A 17,075-nucleotide genomic window follows, 5' to 3' on the forward strand; every position below is an offset into this window, starting at 1 on the left:
CGACGCATCCCAATGGCCTGTGAGCAGTAATTTATGGTCGGCTTGAAAGGGTGTCGAGCCAAAAAGTGTTAGGCCTCACACTGCCTTGTAACACCATGTTACTGCGACGTTTTTTCACGACAGACCGCTTGCGTCGCAAGGCATTTAGGGCTTCTGAACTAAGCCATTTCGAGATGCAAACGAGGCCCGTTTGTAGGACGAATCCGGGCTGGCCGAAAGCAGCAAAAAGTCCATTTCGACAGCGAACTATGCACTCGTTTTCAGCGTTTAAAACGCCCGCAAATCGCAGCTTGCGAACGCGACGCAATAACGGGCTACATGCTGTCCGCTCATCAATCAATTCGGCAAATGAATTTGCATTTTCAATTGCTATCCGTTACTAATGGACGCTTCCCCTTCGTACCGCCATGACCCGCGCTCCAGCGCCTGTGTCCGTGCGTTTGCGCTTCAGGTTGCGCTTTACCCTGCTTCGAGATTTCCAAATGGCTCGCCCGAAACTGCTCCCCGATAACTTCACGCTGTGCCTCGTCGGCACCGTGATCCTTGCCAGCCTGCTGCCCGTGCACGGGCAGGCCGCGACCGGCTTCAACTGGCTGACGAACATCGCGGTGGGCCTGCTGTTCTTCCTGCACGGCGCCAAGCTTTCAAGAGAAGCGATCATCGCGGGCGCGACCCACTGGCGCCTTCACATCGTGGTTCTGCTGAGTACGTTTGCGCTCTTTCCGCTGCTTGGGCTCGCGCTCAAACCGTTCCTTTCGCCCTTTGTCACGCCTGCGCTCTACGCCGGCGTCCTCTTCCTCTGTACGCTGCCATCGACGGTCCAGTCGTCGATCGCGTTCACCTCGATCGCCAAAGGCAACGTACCTGCCGCTGTATGCAGTGCGTCGGCCTCGAGCCTGCTCGGCATCTTCATCACGCCCGCTCTGGTGAGCCTGCTCGTCACCAACCAGGCGGCCGGCGGCAGTTCGGCCTGGCACACCGTCTGGAGCATCGTCCTGCAACTGCTGGTGCCGTTTCTGGCCGGCCAGTTGTTGCGCCCGTTGATTGGCGGGTGGATCGAGCGCAATCGCGGCGTGCTGAAGTTCGTCGACCAGGGCTCGATTCTGCTGGTGGTGTACGGCGCGTTCAGCGAAGCCGTCAACGAAGGCCTGTGGCATCACACCCCGCTCGCCGCGCTGGGCGGGCTGGTGGTCATCAACGTGGTGCTGCTGGCGCTCATGCTGGCCATCACGATCTTCGCGAGCAAGAAACTCGGCTTTAACCGCGCGGATCAGATCACCATCATCTTTTGCGGATCGAAGAAGAGCCTCGCCTCCGGCGTGCCAATGGCCAAGGTCATTTTCGCGTCGCACGCCGTGGGCGCCGCCGTTCTGCCATTGATGCTGTTCCACCAGATCCAGCTGATGGTGTGTGCTGCGCTCGCGCAGCGCTGGGGCGCGCGCGACACCAGCGGCGAAACGCTCGCCGCCACCCCGGACCGAGCCGCCGCAGCCGTGGCACGCCGCTGATCCACGGGCAGAGTTGAACAGAAGATTCATAAGCGCCCTCCCTGAGCCTGTTTGAAGAAAGCCGCCTGCCGGGCGGCTTTTTTGTTATTTCACGCTGAAAGGGCGACGCTGTCTGCCTGGCCGGATGGCATAGGCCAAAGGCCATGCAGGGGCAAACGCACCAGCACGGTGCAACGCGTCATTAAATCTTCACTTAATTTCCCGGCGTGTCTGCCGATAAGCCAGCGGTCCACCCCTTTGGCCGATTGCCATGTCACTCAGCACGCTCACTCGATCTGCTGCGCCGAGCATCGAGGAATTAATCACCCGGCGCCAACTGTCCGCCGTATTCCAACCCATCGTCGACTTCGACGGCGGCGCGATCCTCGGTTACGAAGGGCTGATCCGCGGCCCCGCCGGCTCACCGCTCGAATCGCCGTTTGCGTTGTTCGCGCAAGCCAACGCCGAGGGGCGCGTGATCGACCTGGAGCGTGCCGCTGCGCTGACCTGCATCCAGGCCTTCGCCAAGTCCGCCTGTGACGGCAAGCTGTTCCTGAACTTCAGCGCCGGCGCGTTGCGCCATCTCGCCACTGCCCGCGACGACGCGCTGGCCTTGCTCCGCCAGGCCGGTGTCGAGCCCGAGCGCATCGTCATCGAACTGACCGAGCAAAGCGCGGTGCTCGACATCAACAACTTCCTGCCGGTCCTCGCCGCCTTGCGCACGGCCGGCGCGCAATTCGCGCTGGACGATTACGGCACCGCGAACGCCAGCATGAATCTGTGGGTGCGTCTGCAACCGGACGTGGTGAAGATCGACCGTTTCTTTATCCACGACATTGCGAGCGATCCGCTCAAGTTCGAGGCCGTGCGCGCGATGCAGCATTTCGCGAACGCGAGCGGCGCGCGACTGGTGGCCGAAGGAATCGAGAACGAAGCGGACCTGATCGTGGTCCGCGACATGGGGATTGGCTGCGGGCAAGGCTATTTCTTTGGCCGTCCGAACGCGCAGCCGGCTCGCGCGGTGGCCGACGACGCCCGTCAGGCGATCCGCGCCGGACACATCGCGGTTTTTCCGGAGGCCACCCGCACGGTCAGCGCATCGCCTTCGGGTGGCATGGCGTCCGCGAAAATGCTGGTGCGTGCGCCCTCGCTGCCGCGCCGCGCCACCAATAACGACGTGCTCGATCTGTTCAACCGTCTGCCCGATCTGCACGCAGTGGCCGTGGTCGAAAACGACGAGCCGGTCGCGCTGATCAACCGGCGCGCCTTCATGGACCGCTACGCGCTGCCCTATCACCGCGAGCTGTTCGGCAAACGTCCGTGCCTGCTGTTTGCGAACGCATCGCCGGTGGTGATCGAGAAATCAATGACGGTCGAGCAGATGGCCAAGCTGCTGGCGAGCGACGACCAGCGCTATCTGGCCGACGGCTTCGTCATCACCGACAACGGCAAATACGCGGGCCTCGGCACGGGCGAAAACCTTGTGCGCGCGGTCACGGAAGTGCGCATCGAAGCCGCCCGCTACGCGAATCCGTTGACGTTTCTGCCGGGCAACATCCCGATCAGTTCACATATCTCGCGCCTCGTCGATAACGACGCGGGCTTCTACGCCTGTTACGTGGACCTGAACCACTTCAAGCCCTTCAACGATCAGTACGGCTACTGGCAAGGCGACGAGGTGCTGAAGTTCGCGGCTGCCGTGCTGGCCGACGTGTGCGAGCCGACCCGCGACTTCCTCGGTCACGTGGGCGGCGACGATTTCCTGATCCTGTATCAGAGCGAAGACTGGCAAGAGCGCGTGTTACGCGCCATCCACGTGTTCAACGAAGGCGCGCAACGCTACTACGCGCCCGAAGACCGTCTCGCGGGCGGCATTCATGGCGAGGACCGGCGCGGCAACAGCACGTTCTTCAGCTTCGTGACGATGGCCATTGGTTGCGTGCGGGTCGAACCGGGCGACGGTTCGGTGATGTACAGCAGCGAGGAAATCGCCTCCGTGGCGGCAGTCGCGAAGCGGCGCGCGAAACAGGATCCGACCGGCTTCGTGCTGATCGACGCCGACGAAAGCGCCGCGTTGCTGCGCGGCCAGCTCGAAGTGAATCACGACACCCGTAATTGAGGAACGCACGTTTCCATGCAAGCAGGTCAGTTGCCATGCTCAGTTCCCATGCTCAGCTGCCGTGCTCAGTTGCTGTGTTTAGTCACCCTGTTTAGTGATTTTACTAAACACTGAATAAGGACCCTGAGCCTTTACGTACAAGTATTTACGGGTATCTACGCGTATGCGATCTGACTAGGCCGGGGGTTTTCGGGCACGTTTTACTATACAATCCCGACACTCGATAACCCCGCGGCCCCGCCGGCCGATCCCACCGCCCACTTCGATGGCAGCCACCATCCGCGATGTCGCCCGTGCAGCCAGTGTGTCGATCGGCACCGTGTCGCGCGCGCTGAAGAACCAGCCGGGCCTCTCCGACGCCACCCGTCTGCGGGTCGTCGAGGCCGCGCGCCAGCTCGGCTATGACGCTGCCCAGTTGCGCCCGCGCATTCGCCGCCTCACCTTCCTGCTGCATCGCCATCACAACAACTTCGCGGTGAGTCCGTTCTTCTCGCACGTCCTGCACGGCGTCGAGGATGCGTGCCGCGAACGCGGCATCGTGCCCTCGGTGCTGACGGCCGGCCCCACGGAAGACGTGATCCAGCAGATGCGTCTGCATGCGCCGGATGCTGTCGCCGTGGCCGGCTTCGTCGAGCCGGAGACGCTCACCACGCTGGTTGCGATGCAGCGTCCGCTGGTGTTGATCGACCTGTGGGCGCCCGGTCTGCGCTCGGTCAATCTCGACAACGCGGCCGGCGCCACGCTGGCCATGCGTCACCTGTTCGAGCAGAAGTATCAGCGGGTCGCCTTCATTGGCGGGTCGCTGGCGCACTTCAGCATCGCGCAGCGGGCGCTCGGTTATCGGCGTGCGTTCTTCGAAGCGGGCCTGCTGTTCGATCCTTCGCTCGAAGTGACAATCGACGCCGGGCTCGATCCCGACACCGGCGCAGCCCTTGCCATGCAGCGGCTGCTCGACGCGTCGAGTAGTACCGGTCAGCGTCCCGACGCTGTGTTTGCCTATAACGACGCTGCCGCGCTCGCCGCGCTGCGCGTCTGCCTTGCACGCGGTCTGCGCGTTCCGCAGGACATCGCGATCATCGGTTTCGACGACATCCCCGCCGCCGCTCACGCCACGCCGCCGCTGTCGACCCTCTCGGTCGACAAGGAAGCGCTCGGCCGGCGCGGCGTCGAACTGCTGCTCGAAGACTCGCCTGCTGAACTCGAAGTCCGCTTGCCCGTCCATCTCATTGCCCGTGCCAGTACCTCGGTGAAAAAGCCATGACGCAATCCGATACGCCCCAAACCCAATCCGCAGATACGCCGTCACCGGTGCCTGCCGTCGCCAGCTTCCGCAGCCGCGAGTTTCTGCACGCTCATGTGCAGGACACCTTGCGCTTCTACGCGCCCAACGTGTTCGACCCGAGCGGCGGCTTCTATCACTTTTTCCGTGACGACGGCTCGATCTACGACCGCGCCACGCGCCACCTGGTCAGCAGTTGCCGCTACGTGTTCAACTACGCGATGGCGTTTCGCGAGTTCGGCGATCCGCAGCATCTGGAGTACGCACGCCACGGTCTGAAGTTCCTGCAGGACGTGCATTGGGATCCCGAGCATGCCGGCTACGACTGGGAACTGGAATGGCGCGACGGCACGAAGCACACGCTCGACGCCACGCGCCACTGCTATGGCCTCGCCTTCGTGCTGCTCGCCTATTCGCATGCGGCGATGGCCGGTATCGAAGAAGCGAAGCCCATGATCGCCGCCACCTTCGAATTGATGGAACACCGCTTCTGGGATGCCGCCGCCGGCCTCTACGCCGACGAAGCCACCCAGGACTGGCGCGTGAGTTCGTATCGCGGCCAGAACGCGAACATGCACACCACCGAAGCGCTGCTTGCCGCTTACGAAGCAACCGGCCACCTCGTGTATCTGGATCGCGCCGAACGGGTGGCCTCGAACATCACGCTGCGTCAGGCGAAGCTCTCACAAGGGCTCGTGTGGGAGCATTTCCACGCGGACTGGTCGGTGGACTGGCACTACAACGAAGAAGACAGCTCGAACATTTTCCGCCCATGGGGTTTCCAGCCCGGCCATCAAACGGAGTGGGCCAAGCTGCTGCTGATCCTCGAGCGTCACCGTCCGCTGCCGTGGCTGCTGCCGCGCGCCATCGAACTGTTCGACGCCGCCATGACGCGCGCCTGGGACGACGACCACGGCGGCCTCTACTACGGCTTCGGTCCGGACGGCACGGTGTGCGACCACGACAAGTATTTCTGGGTGCAGGCCGAAACCTTCGCGACCGCTGCGCTGCTCGGCAAGCGCACCGGCAACGAACGTTTCTGGGACTGGTACGACGAAATCTGGCGCTATAGCTGGGCGCATTTCGTCGATCACGAGTACGGCGCGTGGTATCGCATCCTCACCTGCGACAACCGCAAGTACAGCGACGAAAAAAGCCCGGCCGGCAAGACCGACTATCACACGATGGGCGCGTGCTACGAAGTGCTCGCGCATGCATTGCCGGCCAGTTCCGAAGCTGCCGATCCGGCCGCTGGTTCGGCTCCGACTGACTCCGCACGGTGAGCACCATGAACGCGACCACTGAATTCCCCCTCTTCGTTTCGGCCGGCGACATCCTCACCGACCTCGTGCGCGCCGGCGACTCGCAATGGCTCTCGCATCCGGGCGGCGCCGGCTGGAACGTGGCGCGCGCGGTTGCGCGTCTCGGCCTGCCCACAGCCTGCGCAGGCTCGCTCGGCACCGACAATTTCTCCGACGACCTCTGGAACGCGAGCATCGCGGCGGGTCTCGACATGCGCTTCATGCAACGCGTGGAGCGTCCGCCGCTGCTGGCCATCGTTCATCAGACGCATCCGCCCGCGTACTTCTTCATGGGTGAGAACGGCGCCGATCTGGCCTTCGATCCGAGCAAGCTGCCCGAAGGCTGGATGAACCAGGTGCGGTGGGCGCATTTCGGCTGTATCAGCCTCGTGCGTCAGCCGCTCGGCGACACGCTCGCGAAGCTCGCCGCCGATCTGCGCGAACGCGGCGTGAAGATCAGCTTCGACCCGAATTACCGCAATTTGATGGCGCACGGTTACGAGCCGACGCTGCGCAAGATGGCTGCGCTCGCCGACCTGATCAAGGTATCCGACGAAGACCTGCAACTGCTCTTCAAGACCAATGAGGCCGACGCACTGGCGCAGTTGCGCGCCATGAATCCGACCGCCACGGTGCTGGTGACGCGCGGTTCGGAGAAGGCCACCTTGATCGACGGCGATCAGGTGATCGAAGCCGCGCCGCCGCGTGTCGAAGTGGCCGATACGGTGGGCGCCGGCGACGCATCCATTGGCGGTTTGCTGTTCAGTCTGATGACCGCATCGCAGCGTACGTGGGGCGAGCATCTTGCGTTTGCGCTGGCCGCAGGCGCCGCTGCGTGCCGTCACACCGGCGCGCATTCGCCGTCGCTCGACGAAGTGGTGGCGCTGCTGGAAGGCTGAGCGCAGCGGGCCCCGGTCTTGCTGTAATAACGCGTGAGGGGGCAGTCTGCGCAGGCTTTGGCCAAACGCGCAGACGCCCCCGGAGCGCCACCCGGTGAGTCGAAAAACGGCGTGCTAGGATGGAATCTCCCCCTTGAAGGAGAGGCACCATGGAGGACGTCACCTATACCAAAGGACTCTACACGGCCACCGCTTCAGTGGTGTCCGCAGAGGGCGGTCAGTACCGGGGCGTCGTCGTACTGGCGCGCGACGAGGGCGGCGAACTGGAGAACACAGCCTACGAAGTCGAGGCCACCTCCACCACCGAGGAAGAAGCGCTTGAAGAAGCGAAAGCGCTTGCCCACCGTATCCTCGGCGAAATCGAATTCTAGGTGGGCCGCGCCGCGTGCGCCGGTGTGCACTGGTGTCTTTCCGCCAAAGCGGCGCCTTCCGTCACAACCGGCAGGAGGCCAAGATGGTCGATCAGCTCTTCCTCTACGGCGTGTACGCAATTCACGTACGCCCGCTCGAACTGCAAGGCGCGCGCTGGGACGCCGAGTACGAAATCCGTCATCGCGACCACGCGGTTCAAGTCTGGACCACGGTGGGCGGTGACGCGGGATTCGCGAACGAAACCGAAGCCATTGAAGCCGCGCATCGTCAGGCCGTGTCGGACATCGAACACGGTGCCGGCATACCGAAGCCGCGCACGTTTCCGTAATCCAGATTCACGCTGACCGTCGGACCCGGCTAAATTCGTCAAGACCGTTTGATTCCGCAAAACGCAGCCCTCGCTTAACGCGAGCGGCGTGCTACGCTTTGCGCGTTTTCACGCTCATCACCGCGCAATGGCAATCAAGACGTCCGGACGCATGACGGCCAAAACCGAGGCCAGCGGCTCACAAGAAAAATACGCAAACCGGCGCGGTCACCGCGTGGAGCTGAACTCGCGCGTGGTGTACGTGCATGGCATCTCCACACGCCTCTGGCAGGACTTGTATCACCGTGCGCTGGTGGTGCGCTGGCCGATGTTCTTCGTTGCGCTTGCGGTGTTGTTCCTGTTGCTCAACACCGCTTTTGCGACGCTGTATATGCTCGGCACGGCGCCGATCGCCAACCAGTTTCCGAAGGGCTTTACCGGCGCGTTTTTCTTCAGCGTCGAAACGCTCGCCACGGTCGGTTATGGCGACATGCATCCGCAAACCTTATACGGTCATTTGATCGCGACGCTCGAAATCTTCGTCGGCATGTCGGGGATCGCGTTGGCGACCGGGCTGATCTTCGCGCGCTTCTCGCGGCCGCGCGCCAAGATCATGTTTGCCCGTAATGCCATCGTGCGCCCGCTCGAAGGCCGCATGACGCTCGCAGTACGCGCTGCCAATGCGCGGCAAAACGTGATCGCCGAAGCCCACGCCAAGATGCGCATGATGCGCAGGGAAACCACGGTGGAAGGCTACACGTCGCTCAAAATCTACGACCTGAAGCTGGTGCGCGACCAGCAGCCCATGTTTCTGCTGAGCTGGATCATGATGCACGTGATCGACGAGAGCAGTCCGCTGTTCGGTGAAACCGCCGAGACACTCGCCGCCAGCGGCGCTTCCTTGTTGCTCACCATCGAAGGCTCCGACGAGACCACCGCGCAAACCATGCAGGCGCGCAACGCCTGGCATGCGGCGGACATCCGCTGGCAGCACGCCTACGTGGACCTGATCCACGAAGAGGACGGCGTGACCCACGTCGATTACGCGTCTTTCGACGACGTCGTGCCACTGGCGCCTTTGCCTGCGTCCGAAGCCGTCAAACCGCGCAGCACGACGTCAGCGCCTTGAGGTCTTAGCCGAGGCGTGCAGGGCACCGTCAGCGCCACGCCGCCGGGGGCGTTGTGCAGGCACTCACGAAAATCTCCCTCAAAAACGGGCGAATTCGCGCAGCTCTTCGCTTTTCTACGCAAACAAAGCCGCGAAGTAGCAAAAATCTACTCTGATTGGCGCTAAAAAATAGAGTCTGTTTCGACGCGTTGCCGTGCGGGCCTCACCTTTCCCGCAGCCCGGTCCCCACCTTGCATCGCGCGAAAACACGAACACATAAAAACGGAGACTCGCCCATGACAGCCCGCTTGCCCTTTGAAGGCACGCCCGCCCTCGCCGACTATCAGCTATCGGATAACCTCAGCGCCACCCGCGGCCGCATCTTCCTCACCGGCACGCAGGCACTGGTTCGGCTTGCCCTGATGCAGCGTGCGCTAGACAAGCAGCGCGACATGAACACCGCTGGCTTTATCAGCGGCTATCGCGGTTCGCCGCTCGGCATGGTCGACCAGCAATTGTGGAAGGCCAAAAAGTTGCTAACAGCCAGCGACATCCGCTTCCTGCCCGCCATCAACGAGGAACTGGGCGGCACCGCCGTGCTCGGCACGCAACGCGTGGAATCGGACCCGGAGCGGACGGTCGAAGGCGTCTTTGCGATGTGGTACGGCAAGGGCCCCGGCGTGGACCGCGCGGGCGATGCGCTCAAGCACGGCAATGCGTATGGCTCGTCGCCGCACGGTGGCGTGCTGGTGGTGGCCGGTGACGATCACGGCTGCGTGTCGTCGTCGATGCCGCATCAGAGCGACTTTGCGATGATGGCGTGGCACATGCCGGTGGTGAATCCGTCGAATGTCGCGGACATGCTGGAGTTCGGGCTGTACGGCTGGGCGTTGTCGCGCTTCTCGGGTGCGTGGGTGGGCTACAAGGCGATCTCGGAGACAGTGGAATCGGGTTCGACGGTGGACCTCGATGCCTTGCAGACACAATGGGAAGCGCCGCAGGATTTCACAGTGCCGGCGGGCGGTTTGCACAATCGCTGGCCCGATCTGCCGAGTCTCACCATCGAGGCACGGCTCGCCGCCAAGCTCGACGCCGTGCGTCACTTCGCGCGCGTGAACAGCATCGACAAATGGGTTGCGCCGAGTCCGCATGCGAACGTCGGCATCGTCACGTGCGGCAAGGCACATCTGGATCTGATGGAAGCACTGCGCCGCCTCGATCTGACCGTGCGCGATCTCGACGCAGCTGGCGTGCGCATCTACAAGGTGGGGCTGTCTTTTCCGCTGGAAATGAAGCGTATCGACGCGTTCGTCGCCGGCCTCTCCGAAGTGCTCGTGATCGAGGAAAAAGGCCCGGTCATCGAACAGCAGATCAAGGACTATCTGTACAACCGGCAGGACGGCGCGCGGCCGGTTGTGATTGGCAAGCACGCACAGGATGGCTCGCTGCTGCTGTCCGCGCTCGGTGAGCTGCGACCCTCGCGCATCCTGCCGGTGTTTGCAGAGTGGCTCGCGCGGCACAAACCCGCGCTCGATCGCCGCGAACGCGTGGTCGATCTGGTGGCGCCGCAAATCCTCTCGAACGAAGCGGATGCCGTCAAGCGCACGCCGTATTTCTGCTCGGGCTGCCCGCACAACACTTCGACGAAAGTGCCTGAGGGTTCCATCGCCCAAGCGGGCATTGGTTGCCACTTCATGGCCTCGTGGATGGAGCGTGACACCACGGGCCTGATCCAGATGGGCGGCGAAGGCGTGGACTGGGCATCGCATTCGATGTTCACGAAGACCCGCCACGTGTTCCAGAATCTCGGCGACGGCACCTACTTTCACTCGGGCATTCTGGCGATCCGCCAGGCGGTCGCTGCCAAAGCGACCATCACCTACAAGATCCTCTACAACGATGCGGTGGCGATGACAGGTGGGCAACCGGTCGACGGCAGCATCTCCGTGCCGCAGATTGCGCGGCAAGTGGAAGCGGAAGGCGTTTCGCGCTTCGTCGTGGTGAGCGACGAGCCTGAAAAATACGACGGCCATCACGGCCAGTTTCCGCAAGGCACGACGTTCCATCACCGCAGCGAACTCGATACCGTGCAGCGTCAGTTGCGCGATACCGACGGCGTCACCGTGCTGATCTACGATCAGACCTGTGCGGCCGAAAAGCGCCGTCGTCGCAAGAAAGGCGAGTTTCCCGACCCCGACAAGCGCCTCTTCATCAACGAAGAAGTGTGCGAAGGATGCGGCGATTGCGGCGTGCAATCGAATTGTCTGTCCGTCGAGCCGGTTGAAACGGCGTTGGGTCGCAAGCGTCGCATCGACCAGTCCTCCTGCAACAAGGACTTTTCTTGCGTGAATGGCTTTTGTCCGAGCTTCGTGACGGTTGCGGGCGGCAAGCTGAAGAAAGCCGCTGGCGCTGCATTCGACGCGGCGGCACTGGCCGCGCGTGTCGATGCGTTGCCGCTGCCCGCCACACAACTCGACGCCGCCCCGTACGACATTCTCGTCACCGGCGTGGGCGGAACGGGCGTGGTCACGGTGGGTGCGTTGATCAGCATGGCCGCGCATCTGGAAGGCAAGAGCGCCTCGGTGCTCGACTTCATGGGCTTCGCGCAGAAGGGCGGCTCGGTGTTGTCGTTCGTGCGTTTTGCCGCGCGTGACGAATGGCTGAATCAGGTGCGCATCGACACGCAACAGGCGGATGTGCTGCTTGCGTGCGACATGGTGGTGGGCGCGAGTTCCGACGCGTTGCAGACGGTGCGTCATGGCCGCACGCGCATCGTCGTCAACACGCATGCCATTCCGAACGCGACTTTCGTGCAAAACCCGGACGCGAATCTGCACGCGGACGCGCTGCTGGACAAGATGCGTCACGCGGCTGGCGCGGAACGGATGTCCTCCTGCGATGCGCAAGCGCTCGCCACACGTTTTCTCGGCGATACGATCGGCGCGAATATCCTGATGCTCGGCTTTGCGTGGCAACTCGGTCTGGTGCCGGTGTCGTTCGCCGCGATGATGCGCGCAATCGAGTTGAACAACGTAGCGGTGCAGATGAATCAACTGGCGTTCTCGGTGGGTCGTCTGGCCGCCGCCGATCCGGCTGCGCTCGAAGCGCTGTGGCAAGCACGTCACACGCAGCAGACAGCGATTCGCGTCGACACCCTGGACGAACTGATCGCGCATCGCGAAGGCCGACTCGCCACATATGGCGGCGAGCGCTATGTGACGCGTTATCGCGCGCTGGTGGACGCCGCCCGGCGTGCCGCAGCCAACCTTGCGGGCCAAAGCGGTGGCGCAGATGAACGCCTCGCGCGGGCGGTGGCGACGACGTTCTATCGGCTGCTGGCTGTGAAGGATGAATACGAAGTGGCGCGCCTGCATACGGACAGCGCGTTTCGTGCGGCGCTCGAAGCGCAGTTCGAAGGCGTGGCGGGCAAGGACTTCGGCATCTCGTTCAATCTCGCGCCGCCCACGTTGTCGCGTCCCAAACACGGCGCAACGCCCGTCAAGAAAACCTTCGGTCAGTGGATGTGGCCGGTGCTCGGCACGCTCGCGAAATTCCGCGCGCTGCGCGGCACGATGCTCGATCCGTTTGGACGCACGCTCGAACGCAGGATGGAGCGCGCGCTTGCCGACGACTACGAGACCACACTGCAACGCGCGTTGGCGAAGCTCGATGCGGACAACTTCGACGAGGTAATCAAGCTCGCCGATCTGCATGCGAAGGTGCGCGGCTATGGTCATGTGAAGCTGGCGAATCTGGCGGGCGTGAAGCGCAGCGAGCGCGAACTGGCGGCGCGACTGCAGATAGAAGCCGCCACCAGCACGGCGGTCAAACAGGCACTGGATGAAGTCAAAGGCGCGGGGAGCCTGCGCGGCATTCCGGTGGTCGTCGCGAAGTAACAGACTGCGCGCAGCGCAGGTTGCGCTGCGCGCGAAAAATCGAACGCTCATGCGGGGCAGCCGACATCACGGCTGCCCCGCATTCTTTTTATCAAGCAAATTTTTCCGGTTTCAGCATCCGGGTTCGTTGCGCCCGATTAGTTTGATCTGCGTATCAGCTTTTTACTCAAGCCATGGGCGAATCTGCCGTTAAAGAGGCATCAACGGAACGACGCCGGCCAACGTGAAGCATGGCCATCGGCGGTACGACGCCTCGCATGCATCCGCGCATGCCGTAGCCCCACACAAGGGCATACGACCTGTCGATATCGCCATCACACCGCGAACCTGCCACGACGTCATTCCTTACCCGTTCTTACCTGAATGCCGACGCACGCCTGTCGCACGCTCAGTTAGTCTAAGGATGCCTAAACGATGTCACGGGATACCCGCATCGCGATTCGAAACGATGCCGCGCCTCTGTTGCCGCGCGCTGTCGAGCCGTGCCCCAGCTTCACCAGCGTTCCGACTTCGCGCCGCCGGTTCTTGAGCGGATTGCTGGCGAGTGCTGGAGGAATTGCGCTCGCGGCTTGCGGAGGCGGCGGCGGCGGAGGTAGCGGCGCGGACGGCAGCCCGACGAGTGCAAACAGTTCGGGGTCCGGAACGACCACCAACGCCGACACCACGACGGCGAGCACCAGCATCAGTACCAGCAGCAGCGTCACGAGCAGCGATGCCACTACGGGAAGCAGCGGTACGCAAAGCGCCAGCGTGACGTCAGGGACCACGGGTTTGACGAATACGTCCGGTACTGCGGGGACGTCGGGCACGTCTGGAACATCGGGCGTCTCTGGTTCTTCGAGCACGTCCAGCACTTCTGGTACTTCCGGCAACTCGGGTTCTTCGAACACCTCGGGCACCTCGGGCACTTCCAGCAGTTCGAGTTCTTCCGGCAACTCCGGCACCTCGGGCAGCAGCACCACGCCGTCCCTCTTCTACGGCATGAACGGTCACATGGCGTACACCTCGGGCGTCTATGCGACCGTCACGCCGGCCGAGCAACTGGCCTTGTTGCAGGACCTCGGCGCGACCAACTACCGCGCGGACATCTATAACCCCAACGACTCGCAACTGCTCGCCAGCATCATGACGGGCGTGTTTGCGAACAGTGGTGTCTCGCTGCTGCCGTGCATCGTCCCCGTGTATTTCAATCAGGCGGGCACGGAGAGCGACGCGTACAACCTCGGCTATCAACTCGCTGTCTCCGTGATCACGCCGCTCAAGGGTATCGTGCAGCACGTGGAATGCGGCAACGAGCTGGATGCCAACGGTCTCATCAACGGCCCAGGCAATTCACCGTCCGACTACAACCCCGCTTACTGGCCCGCGTATCGCGGCGTGATTCGCGGCATGATCGACGGCGTGAAGGCGGTGGACCCGACCATCAAATGCGGCGTGAACGTGGGCATTCCGCTCGCCTACACGGCATTGCAAATGCTGTGGAATGGCGTGACACCCGACGGTTCGTCGACCGGTGTGACCGGTGCGACGCCGGTGCGCTGGGACGTCACGATGTATCACTGGTACGAAAGCTCGGGCGACATCCGGTACGCGGGCGCCTTCGCCAACATCAATGTTCTCGAGATTCTGACGCAATCGTTTGGCTTGCCGATCTGGTTGACCGAGTGGGGCTTCATCCCCTCCGACACGATGGCGGGCAGAGCGTCGTACGTGACCGGCGTGTTGAACGAGTATCACGCCGTGCGGGCGCAATACAACCTCGAGTCCATCATGATGTACGAGATGATCAGTGCGGCGTCGAGCGACGATTTCGGCCTGATCGGCACGGATGGCGCCACCAAAACGCTGGCCTACTCGGCGTTCAAGACGTTCACGGCGGCGAATCCGGTTTGACGGCGTCGCGCGCGGCCGCTCGCTGAGTTCTCGGCGAGTTCAGGTTCGCCGTGGCGGTTGTGGCAGCCGCGGGTTTATCTACGCTTCGTCCAGCAGCGCCCGCACCTGCGCGACCCGGTGCGGGTCGACCGGCGCCATGCCGTTGCCATCCACCCGCACGCCAGATCCAAAGTGCACGGCTCTTACCTGGGTTGCCTGAACGAATCCGCGTACGGCCTCGACCGTCAAGCCCGCACCCGCGAGTACCGTGCAGTGCGAACCTTCTGCCTGCTTCACCAGCGCGCGAATGGTCGCTTCGGCCATGAGCACTGACGGCTCGCCGCCGGAGGTCAGCACATTCGTCACCGCGTTGAAACGCAGCAGCGCATCGAGCGCGCGCCGTTGGTCGAGCACTTCGTCGAAGGCGCGATGGAAGGTGATGGGCAAACCGTCCGCCGCCTCGATGGCGCGCGCTAGCCCGTCAGTGTCAATTTGCGCGTCGGGCGTCAGCATGCCGATCACCACGCCCTGCGCGCCCGCTGCTTTGGCTGTGCGCACGTCACGCAGCATGACGGTGTAGTCGTCGGCGTCGTAGATGAAAGAGCGGCTATGCGGACGCACGATCACGTTGACGGGGCGCTCAACGGCTGCGACCACCGCTTCGATCATCCCAACGCTCGGCGTCAGGCCGCCCTCGCCCATCGCCGTGATCAACTCCAGGCGGTCCGCTCCCGCCTGCACGGCGAGCCGCGCATCGGCGACGGTGGTGGCGATGACTTCCAGCAACACAGATGATCGGGACATGGCGCTCGAACGAAGATGTCGTAACGACCGACATCATCGCTCAAGAAGGCAAGGTAGCGACGGGTGATCGCTCAACGAAAACTCAAACGCGCTCTTCCTCCACCCAGTCGATATCGCCGCACAGCACGCACGTTTGCCCTCCCACCTGCGTCACCACGGAAAGCGTCACGCACGGCAACGCCTCGTTGATCGACAGATACGGCCGCGTCACGTGCACCCGTTCCGGCGCGTTGATCGCCGCGCGGAAATACGGACGACGCAGCCAGTTCGCGCCTTGCGCATCCGCGAGCGGCAAGAAGCGTGTTTCGTGCGACGCGCGATCGGCGCGCAACACGACATTGCGGCCCGCCTGACGACCTTTCGCATCCAGCAGGAAGCAGCGCGCGGCGTGATCGAGCGCGAGGAAATTCCAGCACACTTCGTCGAGCGCTTCGCCGGCGGCGAGCCGTTCCGCGGCGCGTTCGAAGGCGCGGATATACGGCGCGAGGCGGGTGGCGTTGCGGCGCTCGCGCGCCTCGGCCTGATTGCGGTAACGCTCAGTGACTTCGCTGATGCAGGTCACGGCCTGCGCGCTATCCGCCGAGGCGGGACTGGGCCGGCCGAAGAAAAAGCCCTGCACGAAATCGGCGTCGCAGGCGAGCGCCATCTGCGCTTCATGTTCGGTCTCGACACCTTCGATCAACACCAGTTTGCCCGCTTCGTGCAGCAACGAAACGAGACCCGGCAGGATGGTCGCCATATCCGCACGATGCGCGGCATGCGAGAGCATGATGCGATCGAGCTTCACGATGTCAGGATTGAGTTGCCAGATGCGTTCGACGTTGGAATGCCCCGCACCGAAATCATCCAGCGCGATCAGGAAACCGAGTTCGCGGAAGCGGCGCACGGCGTCGGCGAGCCGCTCCAGGTCTTCGGCACGCTGCTCCAGCACTTCGAGCACGATGCGGCGCGGCGACATGTTCAGCCGCCGCAGATTCGCGAGCAACGCGGCGGCGTGATACGGGTCTGTCAATGCACCCGGATGGACGTTCAGAAACAGCCACTCCTTCTCCGCGCCGAGCACCTTGAAGTTCTCAAGATGTAGCGCCTGGGCGAGACGATCCACCTGCAGGACGTCGCCGCCGCGCGCGGCCTGGCCGAACACGTCGAGCGGCGATACCGGCCGGTCGAGCGCATCATGGGCGCGCAGCAATCCCTCGTAGCCGACCGCCCGCATATGTGACAGGCTGAAGATGGGCTGGAACACGCTCGTGAGTTCCAGTTCGCCGTGGCGCACGGAGTAGCGCTCCAGCCCCGAAGTCACGCTGACTTCGAAGCCGTGCGGCGGTGCGGCGGCCGTTCTTTCGTGTTGCGCAATCGTCATGCATCCCTCTCACGCGAGAGCTGGGCCGGTCCAATCGCGAAGGCGAACGATCACGGCGCCATTCTCAAAATGTGCGTCTTACTTACCGGTTAAGCAAGCTCCGTGCGCACGCTGGCGCACGTTCAAACGAAATTTGCATCTCCCATTGCACCGACAAAAGCGTCTTGCGTCGCCTCAGGGCGCACGACGCACCGTGACGGTGCGCGCGCCGATCTCAGCGCGCTGAGGTGGCGAGGCGCGCGCGCCCACTATGTAAGGCTCACGACAG

The 17,075-nt window shown here is 63.3% G+C and carries 13 protein-coding genes; 10 read left to right on the top strand and 3 right to left on the bottom strand.

Annotation, left to right across the window (positions count from 1 at the left end):
- Window positions 1-482 precede the first annotated feature (482 nt).
- The 9 genes from D0B32_RS13740 to D0B32_RS13780 all read left to right on the top strand — a co-directional run bounded on the left by D0B32_RS13740 (window position 483) and on the right by D0B32_RS13780 (window position 12,768).
- Window positions 483-1,508 (top strand): bile acid:sodium symporter family protein, encoded by a 1,026-nt coding sequence (locus tag D0B32_RS13740; RefSeq protein WP_117334525.1) that lies wholly within the window; start codon window positions 483-485, stop codon window positions 1,506-1,508.
- 250 nt (window positions 1,509-1,758) lie between these two features.
- Complete coding sequence (locus D0B32_RS13745) at window positions 1,759-3,606, top strand: phosphodiesterase (RefSeq protein ID WP_117334526.1); 1,848 nt, start codon at window positions 1,759-1,761, stop codon at window positions 3,604-3,606.
- 265 nt (window positions 3,607-3,871) lie between these two features.
- Entirely contained in the window at window positions 3,872-4,867 is a 996-nt protein-coding gene (locus D0B32_RS13750; protein WP_117334527.1) for a LacI family DNA-binding transcriptional regulator, read from the top strand.
- Window positions 4,864-6,168 carry an AGE family epimerase/isomerase gene (locus D0B32_RS13755; protein ID WP_117334528.1) on the top strand — a complete coding sequence of 435 codons (1,305 nt, stop codon included), beginning with the start codon at window positions 4,864-4,866 and terminating at the stop codon, window positions 6,166-6,168. The genes D0B32_RS13750 and D0B32_RS13755 overlap by 4 nt, the downstream gene beginning before the upstream one ends.
- Window positions 6,169-6,173: 5 nt before the next feature.
- Window positions 6,174-7,085, top strand: a complete 912-nt coding sequence (locus tag D0B32_RS13760) for a carbohydrate kinase (protein WP_117334851.1) — start codon at window positions 6,174-6,176, stop codon at window positions 7,083-7,085.
- 149 nt (window positions 7,086-7,234) lie between these two features.
- Entirely contained in the window at window positions 7,235-7,456 is a 222-nt protein-coding gene (locus tag D0B32_RS13765; protein ID WP_117334529.1) for a hypothetical protein, read from the top strand.
- Window positions 7,457-7,539: 83 nt separating this feature from the next.
- Complete coding sequence (locus D0B32_RS13770; RefSeq protein WP_117334530.1) at window positions 7,540-7,785, top strand: hypothetical protein; 246 nt, start codon at window positions 7,540-7,542, stop codon at window positions 7,783-7,785.
- A 127-nt stretch (window positions 7,786-7,912) separates the two neighbouring features.
- Window positions 7,913-8,893, top strand: coding sequence for an ion channel (locus D0B32_RS13775; RefSeq protein ID WP_117334531.1), 981 nt, complete (start codon window positions 7,913-7,915; stop codon window positions 8,891-8,893).
- A gap of 275 nt (window positions 8,894-9,168) precedes the next feature.
- A complete protein-coding gene (locus D0B32_RS13780; protein ID WP_117334532.1) occupies window positions 9,169-12,768 on the top strand; it encodes an indolepyruvate ferredoxin oxidoreductase family protein in 3,600 nt (1,199 codons plus the stop codon).
- Between the two features lie 407 nt (window positions 12,769-13,175).
- Here D0B32_RS13780 and D0B32_RS13785 read toward each other — a convergent pair whose 3' ends face one another.
- The gene (locus tag D0B32_RS13785; RefSeq protein WP_117334533.1) at window positions 13,176-13,730 is read right to left on the bottom strand and encodes a hypothetical protein; all 555 of its coding nucleotides are present in this window, start codon (window positions 13,728-13,730) and stop codon (window positions 13,176-13,178) included.
- Between the two features lie 31 nt (window positions 13,731-13,761).
- Here D0B32_RS13785 and D0B32_RS13790 point away from each other — a divergent pair, with 31 nt between their 5' ends.
- Complete coding sequence (locus D0B32_RS13790) at window positions 13,762-14,661, top strand: lipopolysaccharide biosynthesis protein (RefSeq protein WP_117334534.1); 900 nt, start codon at window positions 13,762-13,764, stop codon at window positions 14,659-14,661.
- 78 nt (window positions 14,662-14,739) lie between these two features.
- Here D0B32_RS13790 and D0B32_RS13795 read toward each other — a convergent pair whose 3' ends face one another.
- Both D0B32_RS13795 and D0B32_RS13800 read right to left on the bottom strand, forming a co-directional pair.
- Window positions 14,740-15,444 carry a copper homeostasis protein CutC gene (locus D0B32_RS13795; RefSeq protein ID WP_117334535.1) on the bottom strand — a complete coding sequence of 235 codons (705 nt, stop codon included), beginning with the start codon at window positions 15,442-15,444 and terminating at the stop codon, window positions 14,740-14,742.
- 82 nt (window positions 15,445-15,526) lie between these two features.
- Complete coding sequence (locus tag D0B32_RS13800; RefSeq protein WP_117334536.1) at window positions 15,527-16,807, bottom strand: EAL domain-containing protein; 1,281 nt, start codon at window positions 16,805-16,807, stop codon at window positions 15,527-15,529.
- Between the last annotated feature and the right edge of the window lie 268 nt (window positions 16,808-17,075).

The sequence above is a fragment of the Paraburkholderia sp. DHOC27 genome, from assembly GCF_003429005.1.
GTDB lineage: Bacteria > Pseudomonadota > Gammaproteobacteria > Burkholderiales > Burkholderiaceae > Paraburkholderia.

Coding starts and splice junctions, on each gene's coding strand:
- D0B32_RS13740 (WP_117334525.1), top strand. CDS start 483: ATGGCTCGCCCGAAACTGCTCCCCGATAACTTCACGCTGTGCCTCGTC.
- D0B32_RS13745 (WP_117334526.1), top strand. CDS start 1,759: ATGTCACTCAGCACGCTCACTCGATCTGCTGCGCCGAGCATCGAGGAA.
- D0B32_RS13750 (WP_117334527.1), top strand. CDS start 3,872: ATGGCAGCCACCATCCGCGATGTCGCCCGTGCAGCCAGTGTGTCGATC.
- D0B32_RS13755 (WP_117334528.1), top strand. CDS start 4,864: ATGACGCAATCCGATACGCCCCAAACCCAATCCGCAGATACGCCGTCA.
- D0B32_RS13760 (WP_117334851.1), top strand. CDS start 6,174: ATGAACGCGACCACTGAATTCCCCCTCTTCGTTTCGGCCGGCGACATC.
- D0B32_RS13765 (WP_117334529.1), top strand. CDS start 7,235: ATGGAGGACGTCACCTATACCAAAGGACTCTACACGGCCACCGCTTCA.
- D0B32_RS13770 (WP_117334530.1), top strand. CDS start 7,540: ATGGTCGATCAGCTCTTCCTCTACGGCGTGTACGCAATTCACGTACGC.
- D0B32_RS13775 (WP_117334531.1), top strand. CDS start 7,913: ATGGCAATCAAGACGTCCGGACGCATGACGGCCAAAACCGAGGCCAGC.
- D0B32_RS13780 (WP_117334532.1), top strand. CDS start 9,169: ATGACAGCCCGCTTGCCCTTTGAAGGCACGCCCGCCCTCGCCGACTAT.
- D0B32_RS13790 (WP_117334534.1), top strand. CDS start 13,762: ATGGCGTACACCTCGGGCGTCTATGCGACCGTCACGCCGGCCGAGCAA.
- D0B32_RS13795 (WP_117334535.1), bottom strand. CDS start 15,444: ATGTCCCGATCATCTGTGTTGCTGGAAGTCATCGCCACCACCGTCGCC.
- D0B32_RS13800 (WP_117334536.1), bottom strand. CDS start 16,807: ATGACGATTGCGCAACACGAAAGAACGGCCGCCGCACCGCCGCACGGC.